A 19807-nucleotide genomic window follows, 5' to 3' on the forward strand; every position below is an offset into this window, starting at 1 on the left:
ACACTAACTATATGTTCTTATTTAAAATTTAAAGGTATTATTAGAAATTACCTAGTAGAGTAAGCTTGGTTAATAAAAGAATCATAAAAGAAAAATATTAATCATAAAAATTATAAAATAACTTACTTAAAATAAAGCCATAGAACTTACAAAAATTAAAAAAGCATATAAGTATGGAGGGGTACAATGGATGAATTATTTCATATAGGAATTGATGTAGGTTCTACAACAGTAAAGGTTGTGGTACTTAATAATAACAATATAGTTCATAAAGAATATAAAAGACATTATTCTGATGTGAAGAAATCAGTTAAAGAAGTACTAAATGGAATATACGAAAAATTGGGAGATATAAATGCAACCATTATAATAACTGGTTCAGGAGGAATTGGAATCTCAAAAAAACTTGGGGTAAAATTTGTCCAAGAAGTTATATCTAGTACAAAATCAATAGAATATTTCCATCCGGAAACTGATGTTGTTATAGAACTTGGAGGAGAAGATGCAAAAATAACCTATTTAAGTGGAGGAATAGATCAAAGAATGAATGGTATATGTGCAGGTGGCACTGGAGCATTCATAGACCAAATGGCTTCCCTTTTAAAGACAGATGCTAGTGGTTTAAATGAATTAGCTAAAGGCTACAATGTTATTTACCCAATAGCCTCAAGATGTGGTGTTTTTGCTAAAACAGATATTCAACCTCTTATAAATGATGGAGCTAAGCAGACTGATATAGCAATGAGTATTTTTAATGCAGTTGTCGTACAAACAGTAAGTGTTCTTTCTTGTGGAAGAAAAATAGAAGGCAATGTTGCATTTTTAGGTGGACCATTGTATTTTTTATCTGAACTTAGAGAAGCTTTTAAAAGAGTACTAAATTTAAAAGATGAAAATGTAATTTTCCCAGAAGATGCACAGCTTTATATTGCTATTGGAGCAGGATTATTATCAGTAGATGAAGATAGTATAAAACTTAAATCTCTAATAGAAAAACTAGACAATATAAAAAATATTGAAGATGGAGAAGTAAATTTATTAGAACCTTTATTCAAAGATAAAAACGAGTATGAAGAATTTTTAAGAAGACATGAAAAAGAAAAAATAGATTATGTAGATATAAATTCAATTAAGAAAAATTGTTATCTAGGAATTGATGCAGGTTCTACTACTACTAAGGCTGCGCTTATTGATGAAGATGGGAATCTAGTATATTCTTACTATAATAGTAATGAAGGGAATCCACTAAAAACAACAATCAAGGTCATAAATGAAATATATGATATATTACCAAAAGACGTTAAAATCTTAAGTTCAACTGTAACTGGATATGGAGAGGGACTTATTAAAAAAGCATTAAAAATAGATAATGGAGAAATAGAGACTATAGCACATTATAAAGCTGCTAAATTTTTTAATAAAGATGTAGACTTTATACTTGATATTGGTGGTCAAGATATGAAGTGTTTAAAAATAAAAGAGGGTGTAATTGATAATATAATATTAAATGAAGCTTGTTCATCAGGTTGTGGTTCATTTTTAGAGACATTTGCAAGTTCTTTATCTATGACAATCGAAGAATTTGCACATGAAGGTATCTATTCTCAAAGCCCTGTCGATTTAGGTTCAAGATGTACTGTGTTTATGAATTCGAGAGTAAAACAATCTCAAAAAGAAGGGGCAAGTGTTGGAGATATATCAGCAGGCTTATCTTATTCTGTAATAAAGAATGCTTTATTTAAAGTAATAAAAATCAGAGATTTAAATGAGATTGGAAATAATATTGTTGTACAAGGTGGAACATTTTACAATGATTTAGTACTTAGAAGTTTTGAAAGGTTAATTGGCAAAAATGTAATTAGACCTAATATTTCTGGAATTATGGGTGCTTTTGGTTCAGCTCTTATAGCTAGAGAGAAGTATGAAAGTGGATATCAAACATCTTTATTATCTAAAGAAGAATTGAATAGTATAAAATTAGAATCAAGTGTAATTAGATGTAAAGGATGCTCAAATCATTGTCTTCTTACAATAAACAAATTTTCTGATAATGAAATTTTTATTTCAGGAAACAGATGTGAGAAGGGAGAAGCTATTTATGGCGATAAAAAGATAGGTTTAGAAAAGAAAAACCCCATAAATCTATTTAAGTATAAATATGATAGGATTTTTAAATACAAACCATTAGAAAAAGATAAAGCAAAAAAAGGAGAGATAGGAATACCAAGAGTATTAAATATGTATGAAGATTATCCATTTTGGTTTACATTTTTCAATGATATGGGATTTAGAGTTGTACTTTCAGATAGGTCATCAAAACAATTATATGAAACTGGTATAACTAGCATTGCTTCTGAAACAGTGTGTTATCCTGGGAAATTAGTTCATGGTCATATAGAAAATTTAATTTCAAAAGGAATAAAGAATATATTTTATCCTAGTGTAACCAATGAAAATAAAGAAGATTTAAGTGCAGATAATTATTATAATTGTCCTGTCGTAATATCCTATTCTGAAGTAATAAAAAATAATGTGGAAAATATAAGAAACAAAAATATAAATTACATAAATCCATTTATAAGTCTAAATGATAAGGAAAAGTTGAAAAAGAGACTTCATGAGGAATTATCAAGACGTTTTAATGGTATAAATATAACTAAGGCAGAAATTAATCATGCAGTTGATAAAGCGACTGATGAACAAAATTCATTTAAAATGGAAATGCAAGCAGCAGGTGAAAGAGCACTTAAGGAGATAAAAGAGAGAAACTTAAAGGGAATTGTATTATGTGGTAGACCATATCATATAGATCCAGAAATAAATCATGGAATGCCAGAGCTTATAAATTCTTTAGATATGGCAGTACTTACTGAAGATTCTATATGTCACTTAGCAAATATGCAAAGACCACTTAGAGTTGTAGACCAATGGGTCTATCATTCAAGATTATACAAAGCAGCTAGTTTTGTAAGAGATAAAAATTATTTAGAATTGGTTCAACTTAATTCATTTGGGTGTGGTTTGGATGCAGTAACTACAGACCAAGTTCAAGAAATACTTAATGAAAAATCTAAAATATATACTATTATAAAAATTGACGAAGGTAATAATTTGGGAGCTGCAAAGATAAGAATGAGGTCTTTAAAAGCAGCTATGTTTGAGAGAGAAAGTAAAAATATAGATGTAAAAAATATGAAAGTAGATAGAATACAGTATGCAAAGAATAATCAAATAACGAACAAACATACTATATTAGCACCACAAATGTCACCTATACATTTTCAATTCCTTGAAGAAGCTGTAAATCTGAGTGGATATAAGATAGAAATTTTAAAAGATACAGATAGTAGTGTTATTGAGGAAGGTTTGAGGTATGTAAATAATGATGCTTGTTATCCAGCTATAATAGTAGTAGGTCAATTAATAACAGCATTAAAGTCTGGAAAATATGATTTAAATAATACATCTGTTGCAATAACTCAAACTGGTGGCGGTTGTAGAGCTACAAATTATATTGGATTTTTAAGAAAAGCTATGTATGATGCAGGGTTTAAAGATGTTCCAGTTATTGCACTTAGTGTAAATGGAATAGAAGATAGTGGGATAATGGATAATGTATCTCTAAAATTAATCAATAGACTTTTTATGTCTGTTGTATATGGAGATTTATTGATGAAAGTACTCTATAGAGTGAGACCATATGAGAAAGTTATTGGAAGTACAAATACTCTATATGAAAAATGGGTTGATATATGTAAAAAATCTCTAGTCAAAGCTAAAATTTCTGTATTTACTAAAAACATAAAAGAGATAGTAAATGAGTTTGATAACCTAGAGATATTAGATATTAAAAAACCTAAAGTAGGTTTAGTTGGAGAAATATTAGTTAAATTTCATCCAATTGCAAACAATAATCTAGTGAATATATTAGATCGAGAAGGTGCTGAAGCAGTTGTACCAGACCTTACAAATTTCTTTTTAAGTTGTGCGTTTAATACTATTTATAAACACACTCATTTAGAAGGAAGTAGAAAAAGTAGAATGATAGGAGAAGCCTTTATATACATAACAAGTATATACCAAAGAGTATATAAAAAAGCACTTGATAAAAGTAAAAGATTTTACGCTCCAGGAAATATAAAAACAGTTGCGAAAAATACAGAACCAGTAGTATCATTAGGAAATCAAACTGGAGAAGGATGGCTTTTAACAGGTGAGATGGTTGAATTGTTGAATGAAGGTGTGGAAAATATCATTTGTATGCAACCTTTTGGATGTTTACCTAATCATATAATTGGTAAAGGTTCTATAAAAGAATTAAAAAGATTATATAAGAATGCAAATATAATTCCTATTGATTATGACCCTTCTGCAAGCGAGGTTAATCAGCTTAACAGGATAAAACTTATGCTTTCTAAAGCTTTTAAAAATATAGAAGATTAATGTTTCACATATTGAAAATTTATAGCTATCTAAATAAATTACTATTGTATAACAATTATAAAAAGAGTTACTCTATTTTTTAGGGTAACTCTTTATTACTTGAAAAATTATATGTATACTAATATAAAAGGGGGGACGTTATATGAATTTAGTATATGATGTTTATGAGTCTAAAATAGGAAATTTGTACATATTGAGTGAAGATGGTTTTGTAGTTAGTTTAGATATAGGAGATGAAAAATTTAATAATTTAAAAGAAGAATATATTAAAAAAGGAATAGATATAAAAAGAAGTGAAGAAGATTTAAAAGAGGCAATAAATCAGATAGATGATTATTTTAATGGAAAAAGAAAAACATTTGATTTGAAAATACGTGTTGATGGTACTGAATTTCAAAAGTCTGTCTATGAAGAAATGTTAAAAATACCTTATGGAAAAACACTCTCATACTCAGAAATAGCAAAAAATATAAATAATCCAAAGTCTGTTAGAGCAATTGGACAAGCAAGTAAAAGCAACAAAATTCCAATAATAATACCTTGTCACAGAGTTGTTGGTAAAAATAATATTGGTGGATATATGGGGAATCATTCTGACTTAAAAAAAATACTATTAGATTTAGAAGAAAATAGTTAAATTGGTTAAAAGTGATTTTTTTGTTAATATTTGATATAATTACGTTAGAAGAGATTTTTAATTTACATTGATAAGGGGGAGTTTTAATGTGCAATAAAGTTATAGCATCAAAATACCATGAAAAAGGGTTTAATTGTGCAGAGTCAGTTATAAAAGCATATAATGAAGAGTTTAATACAGATATACCAGTTTGTTTAGGTAGTGGATTAGGTTCAGGTTGTGGAGTTGCTAGTTTATGTGGTGCAGTAAATGCCTCAAATATAATAATTGGATATGTAAGAGGTAGAAACCATGAGGGTGAAAGTACTAAAGCTAAAGCATATGCTAAAGATTTGACAACAACAGTAAGAAATGAGTATGGTTCAGAGTTATGTATAGACTTAAAGAAAGATTTAGTTGCTTGTAGAGAAATAATGGATTTTGCATATGATACTTTAAAAGAAACTTTAAAAAAGGAACTATAATAAATATAAGTTATATAATATATTTATTAAGTCTATTTATTATATAACTTATTAATTACAAATAAAACGCAATGAACTTTAAAAGAATATTAGATTTTTATATTATGAAGACGCTCAGAAAGGAGCGTCTTTTTACTAGTATAATTTAGAAAAAAATTATATTACTTATTAACAGAATTTAAATGAAAATTGAGTATTAACATGCATTGATGTAAATCAGATTGATTAACAGATAATATTTATATAGGTATCGCAATTATTTCTATTTATTTTTTGTTATGTTATACTCAGCTTAAATAAATATTTGTTACAAAGGAGATGAAAATATTGGAAAATATTGATTTACTTATTAAAGAATTATGTTCAAAAAATCATACTGAAGCATATAAAACTTTTTTATTTCTAGAAAATGAAAGTAAAAAATCAAACATTACATACTGTTTTTTTGATTATTTTCTAGAAATGATTAATAATGAAAGTTCATATATTCGTACAAGAGGATTGTTGTTAATAGTTGCAAATGCTAAGTGGGATACTGATAATAAAATTGAAATGAATATAGATAGTATACTAAGTCACATTGTGGATAAAAAGCCTTCTGTATCGAGAAATTTTATTCAGTCATTACCTAATATCATAAAGTATAAGAAACAACTTATTCATCGTATAAGAGCGGAATTAAGTAATGCAGATATAAATATTTATAATGATAATATGAAGTCATTAGTAGAAAAGGACATAAGAAATACATTATCTAACCTTGAGTAATGATATATTATCCAAATTTTACGGGTTGCCATCATTATTAGTGATTAATTTTTTTTGACAATAGCAAGAAATGTGAAAATAGCTAAGACAGAATTAGGTACAATCATACTAGAAGGTTACTAATTTTTACAGATAAGCCAATTATGGAAATTTCACTATTTGCTGGATATGAAACACAACAATCATTTACAATTGGATTTAAGGCTATGCTTAAATGTAGCCCACAATCATTTAGAAAAAAAGGAGATTTTCATCCTGTACAATTAAAGTTTACTGTTGATGGAAAAGAAACTTTGAGAGGTGATAGAATAATGGAAGTTAAAATGGTTGAAAATGACAAAATTCTTTTAGTAGGCTATAAAGGAAATACACGACTAGGTTTTTCTGTTATAGGTGAATGTGCAAAATATAGTTTTTACCTTTAAAGCAAAGAGAGAAGATAGCTTACAACCTGTTGTAGATTATGCTTATAAAGAATGGTTACCTCAGTCAACATGCCAGTTAAATGAAAATGCTAAATATGATTTTGCGAGATATGGAGAATTAGTTGATAAGGATGGTAAAAGTTTGATTGAATTTTGGGTTCCAATTTTATGAGTGCCATAATATTTTGAATATATAGACTAAATAAACGTAGTAAAAATCGTTGTAATGAGTAAAAGCTTTATATGTTAAAAGAAAATATACATAATCTAATGGTAGTTTTGAAATAACAAATTAAAGCTACCATTTTTATTTTGAAAAATCATTTAATGAAATAGATTCAGTTTATTAAATATATTATTTATAAGATTATAATAATATATTGTTAAAGAAAATATTTAATAAATTAAATGTTTTCTTTGACAATGTACATATATGAATGATAATATCTAAATGAATAAAAGCTATGGTAATAAAATGATTTCTTAAAATCTATTTTAGGTATTATTAATAAATAAAAAATTATAAAATACATAATGTCTCTAACAAACGATGATACTAGAATGATACTGTTTTTATAAGAAATTATAAAATACATAATTAATAAAAATAATATATTGAATTATATAATAGATTGGGTTTTACTAAATAAAAAAGAAATGAAATCCCCATGTTATTATACAAAAGCAAAGGTGGGAATAAAAATGAAAGAAATTGATGATTCTATAACATCAGAATATTTAAGCTATGGTATCAATGAAGATATTAGTATCTATGAAGGTAGATTTTGTATATATTTAGATAAGAAATATAGATGTAATGGAAAAGTTTATTATAAAATGACACCTCCAATATCCATAAGTTTTAAAGCAGATATAGGTTGCATTGAAGATATAGAAAATGAAGATGAGAACTTAGTTTTGGACTATGATAATGCTATTCTTGAAGTCTATGGTTATAAGATTATTTCTATAACAATAAACACTCTAAGTGATTTTGTGATAGAGGGATATATCAATGATGATTGTATAAAATCTAAAAACTCTTATGTTGAACATGTAGATTTTAATATAATAAACTTAGATAAAATACCTGGAAAACTTATAAAATACAATGATAAGGTATATGCAGGTAGAATTGAATTTGATATAAATGATTATGTTGTTACTATAGATAAACGGTATGATTATAGAAAAGAATTGAAGTCAGATTTAAAGTCTAAATCTGGTGCAATAATAACTCATATAGGTAGGATTAGAAGAAAAGATGGTAGAATTTTTAGAACTAATAATACAATAAATCTTTTAGATAGAATATCAACAGCCTTGAGTTTTATGTGTGGCAGATATGTTGGATTTTGTTTGGCAAAAGGATATAGAAATGGGAATGAAGTTTATAGAATTTGGAATGAAAATCAAATAACACCTTTTAGATATGTACCAACATGGTCAGATACGCTGTCGAACTATCATAATATAGAAAAATATATAAGTCTCATGTGTAAAAAATTAGAAGATTTTTATTATGGCTCCGCGATAAAGAGTGTCGTTGATTGGTATATAGAGTCTCTTGGAAGTGTGACTATGGAAAATAATATAATATCTGTACAGATTGCACTTGAAACTTTGTCATATGTAGTGCTGGTAGAGCAAAATAAGGTGCTTACAGATGAAACTTTTGACCATAATTTGGCATCTAAAAATATCAGACTTCTACTTGATATATGTAAGATACCATATGGTAAATATGAGTTAGACATATTTGATAGCATGATAAAAAAGAAGTTTGATGATGGAATAGATTTAGTTATTTATTTAAGAAATAGTATAGTTCATCCAAGTAGAAAAGCTCATAGAGCTACATTAGAAGTTGAAGACATTTGGAATATCATTTCAATAGGAACAAGATATATTGAGCTTGTTTTGCTTTTTATTTTGGGATATAAAGGAGAGTATTCTAATAGATTGGTAGAACGATGCTATGGTGAGGTAGAAGTTGTACCTTGGAATTAGATTTTTATATTTATTTTAAAATATATATTGACAGATATTGCCTTATGATATAAAATCAATATCATAAATAAGAATTCAAAACAACATTAAATGCGATGAAAAGAAATAGTAAAAGTAGGTAATCTTAAACAGAGAGTTTCCGATTGGTGAGAGGAGCAATAGATTTTACTTTGAACACATCTTTGAGCAGGACTCTGAAAGAGTAAAAATACTTTACTAGGAGTTTCCCGGTATCCTTGCATCCGTTATAGTGCTAGAGTATAATTTTTATTGTACTTAAAGAGGTTAGTGTCGTGAGGCATTAATGAACAGAGGTGGAACCACGAGATTTAACTCCCGTCCTCTAGCAATAGCTAGAGACGGGAGTTTTTTAATATAATTTTTTAAGCGCGCAGAGAATTATATTGCAATAGATACATTTTTTCTGAAATAATCAAAATATTTAAAATTTAAAAATTTAAAAGACGAGGGAGAATATTATGAAAAATATATTAAAAAAATTAGGATTATTTACAATTATGTTAGGTTTAGTAAGTGGAATGGCAGGTTGCTCAAAATCAGATAATGAAAAGGATAAAGATGCTTCAAATGCATCAAAAAAAGAGGTAATTGTAGGATTTGATAATACATTTGTACCAATGGGATTTTTAGATGAAAAAGGAGAAACAGTGGGATTTGATGTTGATTTAGCAAAAGAGACATTTAAGAGACTTGGAATGGAAGTTAAATTTCAACCAATAGATTGGTCAATGAAAGAAACAGAGTTAAATGATTCAAAAACTGTAGATGTATTATGGAATGGATATTCTATAACAGATGAGAGAAAGAAAATAGTATCATATACAGAACCTTATTTACAAAATAAACAAATAATAGTTACTTTAAGTGATTCAAAAGTAAATACAAAAGCTGATTTAAAAGATAAAGAAGTTGGAACTCAACAAGGTTCAACAGCTCTTGATGCAGTAGAAAAAGATAAAGATTTTATGAATAGCTTAAAGGGTGGAGCACCAGTTCTTTATGATACTTACGATAAAGCACTTAGAGACTTAGAGATAGGTAGAACTAGCGCAGTTGTTGGTGATGAAGTTTTAATTAGATACTATATGGGACAAAAAGGTGAAGATAAATATAAAGTATTAAAAGAAGATTTTGGATTAGAAGATTATGTTGTAGCAACATCTAAGGAAAATCCAGAACTTTGTAAAAAAATAAATGAAACATTAAAAGAAATGAAAAAAGATGGAGCTTTTGACAAAATTTATGATAAGTGGTTTAAATAAGAGATAAGTTAGCTGTTAAGAAGGGGGCACTAAAGGCATGTTACAAGGTTTAGAAATAGTTATAGCAATGTTTTGTATAACATTAATAGTATCAATTCCATTGGGGATTGGAGTTGCATTTTTAAGATTATCAAAAAATAAATTAATAAGTGGTATTACACAATGTTATATATTAATAATGAGAGGAACACCTTTACTTTTACAAATGATAGTCATATTCTATGGTTTACCTCTTATAGGAATTGTATTTGACAGGTTTACAGCTGGAATAGTAGCTTTCTTCTTAAATTATGCAGCATACTTTGCAGAAATATTTAGAGGTGGAATACAATCAATAGATAGAGGTCAATATGAAGCTTCAAAAGTACTAGGGTTTGACAAATTTACGATGTACAAGAGAATAATATTTCCACAAGTTTTTAAAAGAATACTAGCACCTATTTCAAATGAAGTAATTACATTAGTAAAAGATACATCTTTAGTATATATATTAGGATTAAATGATATTTTAAGAATATCTCAAATAGCAATGAATAGAGAAGCAAGTTTGTTACCACTATTTGAGGCAGGAGCAATATATCTTATATTTGTAGCTATACTTACTAAGGGATTTGAATTACTTGAAAAAAAATATTCTTATTACAGATAAAGCTACAATAATTATAGGAGGAGGTTTTTTATATGTTGAAAATCAGGAATTTAAATAAATCATTTAAAAAAAATAAAGTGCTTAAAGATATTTCTTTTGAACTAGAAGAAGGTCAGATTGGAGTTTTGCTTGGTAAATCTGGTGCAGGGAAGACCACAATATTAAGATGTATAAATGGTCTTGAAGAATTTGATAGTGGAGAAATTATAATAGATAATGAAATAATAAAAAGTAAGAAAGACATGGCAAAAATACGTGGTAAAATAGGTATGGTTTTTCAAAACTTTAATCTATTTCCTCATATGACTGTCCTTGAAAATATAATTGAATCTCCAGTTAATGTTTTTAAAGTCCCTAGAGAGGAAGCTGAAAATAGAGCTAAAGAACTTTTGAGACTAGTTGATTTGGAAGAAAAATTGAACTCATATCCATTTGAGTTGTCAGGAGGACAGCAACAAAGAGTTGCAATAGCTAGGTCTTGTGCATTAATGCCAAAAGTTCTTTGTTTTGATGAGCCTACTTCTGCACTTGATATTGATACTATTCAAAAAGTAGTAAATATAATGAATAGGCTTAAAGATAAAGGCATGACTATACTGATAATTACACATGATGTTGTATTTTCAAATAGTGTTGCTGATAAGATTATAAGTATAAAAGATGGTATAGTTGAGGATATTCAAATAAAAGAAAAAATTGTTTAAATTTTTAAAAACGAAATTTATATTGAAATTTTATAAAAAAATAAGAATTGTTTGTCTGACTTTTACAATGAAAAATATAAATTTTGATATATTAGAGCAGTTAAAATTTAATTTAACTGTGTGGTAAAAAAGTCGTGATATCAAACTGTCACGGCTTTTACATGTATACAAATTCAAAAAATGTATAATGTAAGATTAAAATTATAGAAATGCCATACTTCACACCAAAATAGCTAAAGAAAAAGTATGAGGAGGAAGAATTTATCATCAACAGTAGCAATTATAAATTTAATGAAAGCAAATATGGAGATTTTAATATAACTAAGACTGTATCTATTGATGCTAGAAAATTTGAACTGTTCTATCGTATTTATGATAAAACTTGATTATAATATACATATTATGGGTATAAAAATGTAAATATAGAGATAAAAAATTAGAAAGGAAGTTTTACTATAATGATTAAATTATATGGATATACAAAATGTTCTACAGTTAAAAAAGCAAAAAAATGGCTTAAAGAAAATAATTTGGAATTTGAGGATATAGATATGGTTCAAAATCCACCAACTAAAAATGAATTAGAATTAATTTATAATATTAGTGGATATGATATAAAAAAGTTTTTTAATACAAGTGGAATGAAATATAGAGAATTAGGTCTTAAAGATGTAGTAAAGACTGAGTCAGATGATAAACTGCTAGAAATATTAGTAAGTGATGGTATGCTTATTAAAAGACCACTACTATTTGATGGTAAAAATGTACTATTAGGGTTTAAAGAAGATGTATGGAAAGATATTTTATTAAAGGAAGAATAGAAATCAATGGGTGTATTAGTTAAAATTTTTAATTGGTACACCTATAAATTTATGTATTAAATTTACTTTTGTTATACATAAATAATAAGAAATACACGTGAATATACAACTCTAATAAATTTTACAGGTATATTATTCTACTATTTTCTCAATGCAGTTAAAATTTATACATAGTAATTACTGTTAATTACAAGTTAGAAAAGTACATTTCTAGTCTCTATGTAAGTGTTTTTAGTATTGGGATTAAAAGCACATCAATAGAATTATTAGCTATTAGATAGTAGAATCTTGTACTTTCTGAGTTTAATATATTAAATAAATACATATCTTTTCACATAAAAGTACTATTAAATCTAAATCTTGATTTTAATCTATTAATTCTTGCAAACATGCATGTGATTTATTAGAATTTATACTATACATAAAGTCTAATATTATTTATTATTTTGGGGATATTTGTTACTATTAAAAAAATTCACATTGACATTGTCTCAAATAAATTTAATGTGAATAAATATACCCTTTCTTATACAAATTATATCATTTATTTTATTTAAAATAACATAATATTACAACGAATTATTACAAAATTACTTATTATTAACCATGAACATTTGTTTTGTGATATTATATTTATATGAGGATATTGTCATAAAAACGTTATATTTATACAAAAAATTAAATGAAAATTTATTTAATATGAATGTTTTTTATAAATTATACCTCTACTTATAGTTTTACAAATAATAATAGTATTTAAAAATTTGACAACAAAAAAAGAAAACTTTCAAAAGAATTAAATCTAAAAAGAATAGGAGATAAATATGGGTATTGAAGATTTATATGGTTTTGAATGTGTTCCTGTGAACAATGAGATTGATATTGACAATTTATTGGAGACAATGATAGAAGATGGAAAAGAAAAAGGATATACACCAATTATAATTATCGATGAAAAGGTAGGATTGCTAAAAGAAAACATTGATATTGTCAATAAAGAGTATGGTTCTCTTGAGAACTACAAAGAGCATTGTCTGAAAAAATATAATGAAATTGATGTAAATGAATTTTTCAAGTGTAGGAAGAGTGAAATTTCAGAGGTGGTAAAGGAACTCATAGAGTCAGAAGATATTTTTTGTGATTATAAAAGTTTTAACCCAATTACAAATATAGATATATTTCAAGAAAATAACAAAGTTTACATAGCTAAAGTTCCAACAACTAAACCTTATGAAGTATTTGCATATATACCAATTGGTGGATTTAACGATTGTCCTAGTGATGAAGAGCATATAGCAGTTGCAAAATATTGGTACGAAAACTATGGAGCATACCCAATAGCAATTGGATGTGACACAGTCCAATATTTTTCAAAAAATATACCTAGTGACAATAAAATGTTCAATAACCTATGCATAGAGTTAATCTTGTACTGTGAAGATATTATTGTACAAGGATATGAGACATTAAGAGCTTTAAAAGAGGTAATACAAGATTCTACCATATGGCTTTTTTGGTGGGATTGATATAGGGCTCTGTAAACTATAAGTATTAAGTTTTTAAAACATTTTTAATGATAGTATCTTTTTGTAATTTACAATTATATCGATAAGAAGAGTAATTATATGAGAATAAAATCGTGAACTTAGCCATGAAGATAGGCTATTTAGGCTTCATGGCTTTTAAGTATATTACTGTATTACACTGTTTTGTTTTTATATAGTGTAATACAGCAATATGCTTAAATTGTAAAGATATAAATAAAAGTACTTTAATATTATAATTAATATATTTAAAAGTCATTCTAATTTTTTAAATATATACTTTATATGTTATAATCATTAAGTATGTAAAAAATAAGAATAGTTTTAGAGTTCATATTTTATTGATATGGAGGTAGATTTAGTGAAGGAAAGAGAAAAGTTAGAAAAATTAAGAGAAAAATTGATTGGATTAGAAAGTGTGGCAGTTGCTTATTCAGGTGGAGTTGACAGTAATTTCTTACTTAAAGTAGCAAGAGATACATTAGGAGATAATGTTATAGCTGTAACTATTCATGCAATGATGCACTCAAATAGAGAAATAGAAGAAGCAAAACAATATACTAAAAATTTTGGAGTTAAACATATTATATTAAGAATAGAAGATTTTGATTTAAAGGAATTCAAAGAAAATGGTGTTGAAAGATGTTATTATTGTAAAAAATATATATTTACTAAAATAAAAGAGGTCGCAAAGGAACATAATATAAAGTACATAGTAGATGGAACCAATGTAGATGATTTAGGAGACTATAGACCAGGTCTTAAAGCACTAAATGAACTAGAAGTAATTAGTCCATTGAAAGAAAGTGGATTAAAGAAAAATGAAATTAGGTTACTTTCAAGAGATATGAAGTTAGAAACTTTTAACAAACCATCATTTGCATGTCTGGCAAGCAGAATTCCTTATGGTGTTGAAATTACAGATGAAAAGCTTAGGATAATAGAAAAAAGTGAAGAATATTTATCTGATTTGGGCTTTTCTCAATTTAGAGTAAGAATGCATGGAGATATAGCTAGAATAGAAGTTAATCAGGAAGAATTAGGTAAATTTTTTGAAAATAACAATTTTAGTAAAGTTGACACTAAATTAAAAAAATTTGGCTTTAAATATGTTACACTAGATATGTCAGGATATCAAATGGGAAGTATGAATTTAAACATGTAAATAGGTTAAAAAATAAATAATCGTTGTAATTAATATAGGAAACAGGAGGTTTTATGAAAAACTATACATTAATATCGCCATGTTTTTTTGGAATGGAAAAAATGTTGGCTAGAGAAATTACTAATTTGGGATATGAAATAATAAAAACAGAAGATGGAAGAATAACATATAAGACTGATGAATTTGGGATAGCAAAATCAAACATGTGGTTAAGATGTGCAGAAAGAGTACATCTTAAGATTGCTGAGTTTGAAGCAAAAAGCTTTGATGAATTATTTGAAAATACAAAAAGGATAAATTGGTCTAAATATATACCTTATGGAGCTCAATTTCCTATTTCAAAAGCTTCTTCTATAAAATCAAAATTATACAGTACACCAGATGTACAAGCTATAGTAAAAAAAGCTATTGTAGAAAGCTTGAAGAAAAGTTATTTAGAGGATGGTTTGCTTAAAGAAGATAAAGAAAAATACCCTATATTTGTATTTATACACAAAGATAAAGTAACTCTTTCAATAGACACAACAGGAGATGCTTTACATAAAAGAGGATATAGAGAAAAAGCAAATAAAGCTCCGATAAGAGAAACTTTAGCTTCTGGACTTATCTACTTAACTCCTTGGAAAGCAGGTAGGACTTTAGTAGACCCTATGTGTGGTTCTGGTACTATATTAATTGAAGCAGCTATGATAGGTATAAATATGGCACCTGGATTAAATAGAGAATTTATATCAGAAAAATGGAGAACGCTTGATAAAAAGATTTGGTGGGATGTAAGAAAAGATGCTTTTAATAAAATAGACAATGAATCTAAATTTAAAATTTATGGATATGATATAGATGCAGAATGTATAGATATAGCTCGAGAAAATGCAGAAATAGCAGGTGTAGATGAATATATAGAATTCAATGTAGGAGATGCAACTGAGTTTGAGAGTGAAGAAGAATTTGGATTTATAGTTACCAATCCTCCTTATGGAGAACGATTGGAAGATAAGGATAGTGTTAAACAATTATATAAAGAGCTTGGTTATGCATTTAGAAAGTTAAAAAATTGGTCATATTATCTGATAACTTCCTATGAAGAATTTGAATATGAATTTGGACAAAAAGCAGCTAAAAAGAGAAAATTATATAATGGTATGCTAAAAACTAACTTTTTCCAATATCCAGGGCCTAAACCTCCTAGAAATAATAATTAGATTTTATATTTATCATAAGTTTTATTAAAATATAAAGTTTTGTTAAAATAAGTAAAACCTTATGAGGATTTGAAACGTCTAACTATTGTGAGGAGATTTTTGCGAGAAAAAAGAAAAATTTAAGATTGTAGGATTAGGAGGGGTTAAATGAAGTTATTAAAGCTTATTATTGTATCAGGCTTAATGATGTTATTTGTTACTGGATGTAATGTTAAAACTGAATCTCCAGAACAATTGGCAAAGATACCTAACTATGATGATACAAAAAAAGTATTGTACGATGGTATAGATCAGCTACTAAAACCAGACTCATCTATGATATTGCCTTCTAATACAAAAGAGGTAGGAAAAATAAATAAGGTAGATTTAAATAGTGATGGAGTTGATGAATTAGTAGTATTTGAGCAAAAAGAAGATTTAAGTAATAATGTTAATAAAGTAGGTTTTGTAACTTTAAGTTACAATGGTGAAAAATATGTACTAGGAGACCATTATTTAGAAAATGGAGAATCAATAGAATATGCTAATTTCTATGATTTGGATTCAGATGGATATAAGGAAGTTATTTTACTTGTTAAATCCAAAGATAAAACTAATATGCATATATACAAAGTAAGGGATAATGAAATCACAAAAGTATACGATTTAGATGCTTCTTGGATTCAAAATAAAGAAGATTTTAACGATATGAAGGTAAAGATTGGTTATATAGATGGAGATGACAAGATAGATATATTAATGCTTCATTTGAATAATAAAACTAATGAGATGTTTGCAACTGTTGCAAATTTTGATGGAACTATGAAGGTTAAGGATTATGTCAAATTTGAAAATGTAAAAAATCTAAATGAGTTATATATAACTCTAGGTAATGTTGCTTCATCTGTTGGAAATTCAGCTGCATCCATCAAAGGTGTTGTACTAGATATTCCCATGTTAAAAGAAAATAATTATATCACACAGATATTATATATGAAAAATGATAAAATTCAAAAAGTGTTTAGTGATTATGATAAAACTATTACTAAACCTTATTACATACCTGTTGATGATGTTGATAAAGATAAAATTATAGAGATACCTATAGTTGCTGGAGGGAATAGAAATACTTATACCTCTAAAGCATCTGCTAATATAAGTTGGTACAGATGGAATGGGAAAGAAGATTCTAATTCAAAATTAATATTTATAAGCCAGATATACTATAATTATAAATACAATTTTAGATTATTTATGCAAAATAATTTAGTAGATAAAATAATTGTTGAACAAGAATTTGTTGGGGAAAAAGCTGTATTTAAATTTTACTATTTTGATTATTCAGAACGTAAGAATTTATTTAATATAATAGTAGAGAGTAAAAATAAACTTGAAGATAGAAAAAGTGCAAATACACAAAATTCTATTGTACTTCAAGAAAGCGATGAATATACTTTTTTACTAACTATAAATGATGCAAATGAAATGGATAAGTTAGATATTACGATAGACGCATTAAAAGAGTATTTCTCATTAATATATGGTTAATATTACACTCAATTGGAGGTTTTATTTTATGAAGGAAAAAATACTTATACTAGAAGATGAAATTGGAATTAGAAGTTTTGTCAGTATAAACTTAAAAAGAGAAGGCTATGAAATAGTTGAAGCAGGTACTGGTAGAGAAGCTATAGAAAAAATGACAACAGAAAGTGATATTACAATAGCTCTTTTAGATGTAATGCTTCCAGATATAAGTGGGATAGAGGTTTGTAAGTTTATAAGGGAAAATTTTGATCAAGTTGGGATAATAATGCTTACTGCAAAAGCTCAAGAAGATGATAAAATAGAAGGATTTATTTCAGGAGCAGATGATTACATCATAAAACCATTTAGTATAAAGGAACTTTTAGTTAGGGTTTCTGCTCTTATCAGAAGAGTTGCAAAAGATGATTCAAATGTTAAGTCAAGTGAGATAGTCTCGCCACCATTTATACTTGATATAGATAAAAGAAAATTATTTAAGAATGGTAAAGAGATTGAACTTACTCCAACAGAATTTTCAATAGTAAAATATTTGATATCAAATGCTAAACAATCATTAAGTAGAGATCAGATATTAGATGAGGTATGGGGAACTAATTATTTGTATGATTTTAAAATAGTAGATGTAAATATAAGAAGGATAAGAAATAAAATAGAAGATGACCCATCAAAACCAAAATATATACAAACTATTTGGGGTTATGGATACTGTTTTAGAAAGGAAGAATAATAGTGTTACATTTTGAAGGTCTGAGAAAAAAAGTAATAAAAAACTATTTTATAATAATTATTATAATGGTAACTCTGTTTGAAGGGCTATTCATGTTTTATATACAAAACTATTACTATGATTCTGTTAAACAGTTACTTGAATCTGAAATAAAATACGCTGATGAATATAATGCTATTACAATGGAAACTACAAGCTTTGAGAAAAAAGTTAAAAATATTTTTGATAAACAGCCATTAACAAAGAATTCAGAATTTGGGATTTCGATAATAGATAAGAATAAAAATGTTATATTGGACCAATATGGATTTAAAAGTAAAGAAAAAGCAAATTATGAAGATGTAGATAATGCATTAAGAGATGTAAAGACTAAAAATTTAACACCATATACTTATAAAATACCAGATACAGGAGAGCATGTCATGAGCATCTCCTTACCACTCAAAGTAAATAATATTATAGAAGGTGTTGTTAGATATACTGTTTCATTAGATGGAATTGATAACGCCATATTAAAGCAAGCTACATGGCTTATATTGGCGGGAATATTTATACTTATTATAGCTATATTAATAAGTCTCAAATTTGCTGAGACTCTTATAAAACCATTGAGAGAGCTAAAGAAGTTTGCAAACGAATTAGCTGTAGGAAACTACAATATAAAATTGGAAAATATGAAGATTGTAGATGATGAAATTGGTGATTTAGCACAGACATTTGAACATATGGCACATGAAATTGATAAGAGTGAAAAATTGAAAGAAGAATTTATATCTTCTGTATCTCATGAGTTGAGAACCCCTCTTACATCTATAAAGGGATGGAGTGAAACATTAGGATATGAAAGTATAACTAGAGAAGAGTTAGATTTAGGTCTAGGTATTATACAAGATGAGACAGAAAGACTTATAAAGTTGGTAGAAGAATTATTGGATTTCTCAAGGCTTTCTTCTGATAGGATAAAGCTTCATATTGATATAGTTGATGTTGAAGGATTAGTTGTTGGGGTTGTAAATCAGTTGAAAGTTAAAGCAGCTGAAAAAGATATATCACTTTTATTTGAATTTGAAAATGAATTCATAGAAAATATCCAAGGAGATAAAAATAGACTAAGACAAGTTCTTATAAATTTAATACAAAATTCATTTAAATTCACTAGTCAGGGTGGTTACATAAAAGTTGTAGCTTCTCAGGATGAAGATATAACAACTATATCAGTTGAAGATAATGGTTCAGGTATAGAAAAGCAAAATTTAAATAAAGTTTTAGATAAATTTTTCCAAGAGGATTACAACAAGGCTGGCAGTGGATTAGGTCTTGCAATTAGTAATGAAATTGTAAAACTTCATGGTGGAGTAATGAAAATAGAAAGTGAAAAGAATGTTGGAACAAAAATAACTTTTAATATAAAAAATAAATTTGCTAAACAGGCATAAAT

At 26.9% G+C, this 19807-nt stretch carries 17 protein-coding genes and 1 other annotated feature; all 17 genes read left to right on the forward strand.

The window, feature by feature from the left end:
• Window positions 1-186 precede the first annotated feature (186 nt).
• Window positions 187-4443, forward strand: coding sequence for a 2-hydroxyacyl-CoA dehydratase (locus IC173_RS13145; protein WP_227855704.1), 4257 nt, complete (start codon window positions 187-189; stop codon window positions 4441-4443).
• Between the two features lie 142 nt (window positions 4444-4585).
• Window positions 4586-5080 (forward strand): methylated-DNA--[protein]-cysteine S-methyltransferase, encoded by a 495-nt coding sequence (locus tag IC173_RS13150; protein ID WP_227435913.1) that lies wholly within the window; start codon window positions 4586-4588, stop codon window positions 5078-5080.
• 86 nt (window positions 5081-5166) lie between these two features.
• Window positions 5167-5544 (forward strand): C-GCAxxG-C-C family (seleno)protein, encoded by a 378-nt coding sequence (locus IC173_RS13155; RefSeq protein WP_227435923.1) that lies wholly within the window; start codon window positions 5167-5169, stop codon window positions 5542-5544.
• A 327-nt stretch (window positions 5545-5871) separates the two neighbouring features.
• Entirely contained in the window at window positions 5872-6312 is a 441-nt protein-coding gene (locus tag IC173_RS13160; RefSeq protein ID WP_227435925.1) for a SufBD protein, read from the forward strand.
• Between the two features lie 92 nt (window positions 6313-6404).
• The gene (locus IC173_RS13165) at window positions 6405-6737 is read left to right on the forward strand and encodes a helix-turn-helix domain-containing protein (protein WP_413927368.1); all 333 of its coding nucleotides are present in this window, start codon (window positions 6405-6407) and stop codon (window positions 6735-6737) included.
• Window positions 6712-6909, forward strand: coding sequence for a GyrI-like domain-containing protein (locus IC173_RS13170; protein ID WP_227435928.1), 198 nt, complete (start codon window positions 6712-6714; stop codon window positions 6907-6909). The genes IC173_RS13165 and IC173_RS13170 overlap by 26 nt, the downstream gene beginning before the upstream one ends.
• Before the next feature lie 530 nt (window positions 6910-7439).
• On the forward strand, window positions 7440-8747 hold the full coding sequence (locus IC173_RS13175; protein WP_227435930.1) for a hypothetical protein: 1308 nt from the start codon (window positions 7440-7442) through the stop codon (window positions 8745-8747).
• A gap of 86 nt (window positions 8748-8833) precedes the next feature.
• Window positions 8834-9094 (forward strand) — a binding site (T-box leader).
• A gap of 132 nt (window positions 9095-9226) precedes the next feature.
• Window positions 9227-10030: an amino acid ABC transporter substrate-binding protein gene (locus tag IC173_RS13180; RefSeq protein ID WP_227435931.1), complete on the forward strand. Its 804-nt coding sequence runs from the start codon at window positions 9227-9229 to the stop codon at window positions 10028-10030.
• Between the two features lie 37 nt (window positions 10031-10067).
• Complete coding sequence (locus IC173_RS13185) at window positions 10068-10679, forward strand: amino acid ABC transporter permease (RefSeq protein WP_227435933.1); 612 nt, start codon at window positions 10068-10070, stop codon at window positions 10677-10679.
• Between the two features lie 32 nt (window positions 10680-10711).
• On the forward strand, window positions 10712-11383 hold the full coding sequence (locus IC173_RS13190; RefSeq protein ID WP_227435935.1) for an amino acid ABC transporter ATP-binding protein: 672 nt from the start codon (window positions 10712-10714) through the stop codon (window positions 11381-11383).
• Window positions 11384-11841: 458 nt separating this feature from the next.
• Entirely contained in the window at window positions 11842-12204 is a 363-nt protein-coding gene (locus IC173_RS13195; protein WP_227435937.1) for an arsenate reductase family protein, read from the forward strand.
• Between the two features lie 824 nt (window positions 12205-13028).
• Window positions 13029-13730, forward strand: coding sequence for a DUF4253 domain-containing protein (locus IC173_RS13200; RefSeq protein ID WP_227823855.1), 702 nt, complete (start codon window positions 13029-13031; stop codon window positions 13728-13730).
• A 364-nt stretch (window positions 13731-14094) separates the two neighbouring features.
• Window positions 14095-14913 carry an ATP-dependent sacrificial sulfur transferase LarE gene (gene larE, locus IC173_RS13205; RefSeq protein ID WP_227483139.1) on the forward strand — a complete coding sequence of 273 codons (819 nt, stop codon included), beginning with the start codon at window positions 14095-14097 and terminating at the stop codon, window positions 14911-14913.
• A gap of 53 nt (window positions 14914-14966) precedes the next feature.
• Window positions 14967-16115 (forward strand): THUMP domain-containing class I SAM-dependent RNA methyltransferase, encoded by a 1149-nt coding sequence (locus tag IC173_RS13210; RefSeq protein ID WP_227483138.1) that lies wholly within the window; start codon window positions 14967-14969, stop codon window positions 16113-16115.
• Between the two features lie 147 nt (window positions 16116-16262).
• A complete protein-coding gene (locus IC173_RS13215) occupies window positions 16263-17642 on the forward strand; it encodes a hypothetical protein (RefSeq protein WP_227435946.1) in 1380 nt (459 codons plus the stop codon).
• A 28-nt stretch (window positions 17643-17670) separates the two neighbouring features.
• On the forward strand, window positions 17671-18369 hold the full coding sequence (walR, locus tag IC173_RS13220; protein WP_227435949.1) for a cell wall metabolism DNA-binding response regulator WalR: 699 nt from the start codon (window positions 17671-17673) through the stop codon (window positions 18367-18369).
• 2 nt (window positions 18370-18371) lie between these two features.
• Window positions 18372-19805 carry a cell wall metabolism sensor histidine kinase WalK gene (gene walK / locus IC173_RS13225; RefSeq protein WP_227435951.1) on the forward strand — a complete coding sequence of 478 codons (1434 nt, stop codon included), beginning with the start codon at window positions 18372-18374 and terminating at the stop codon, window positions 19803-19805.
• Window positions 19806-19807 lie beyond the last annotated feature (2 nt).

The sequence above is a fragment of the Clostridioides sp. ES-S-0048-02 genome (assembly GCF_020658495.1).
Taxonomy (GTDB): domain Bacteria; phylum Bacillota; class Clostridia; order Peptostreptococcales; family Peptostreptococcaceae; genus Clostridioides.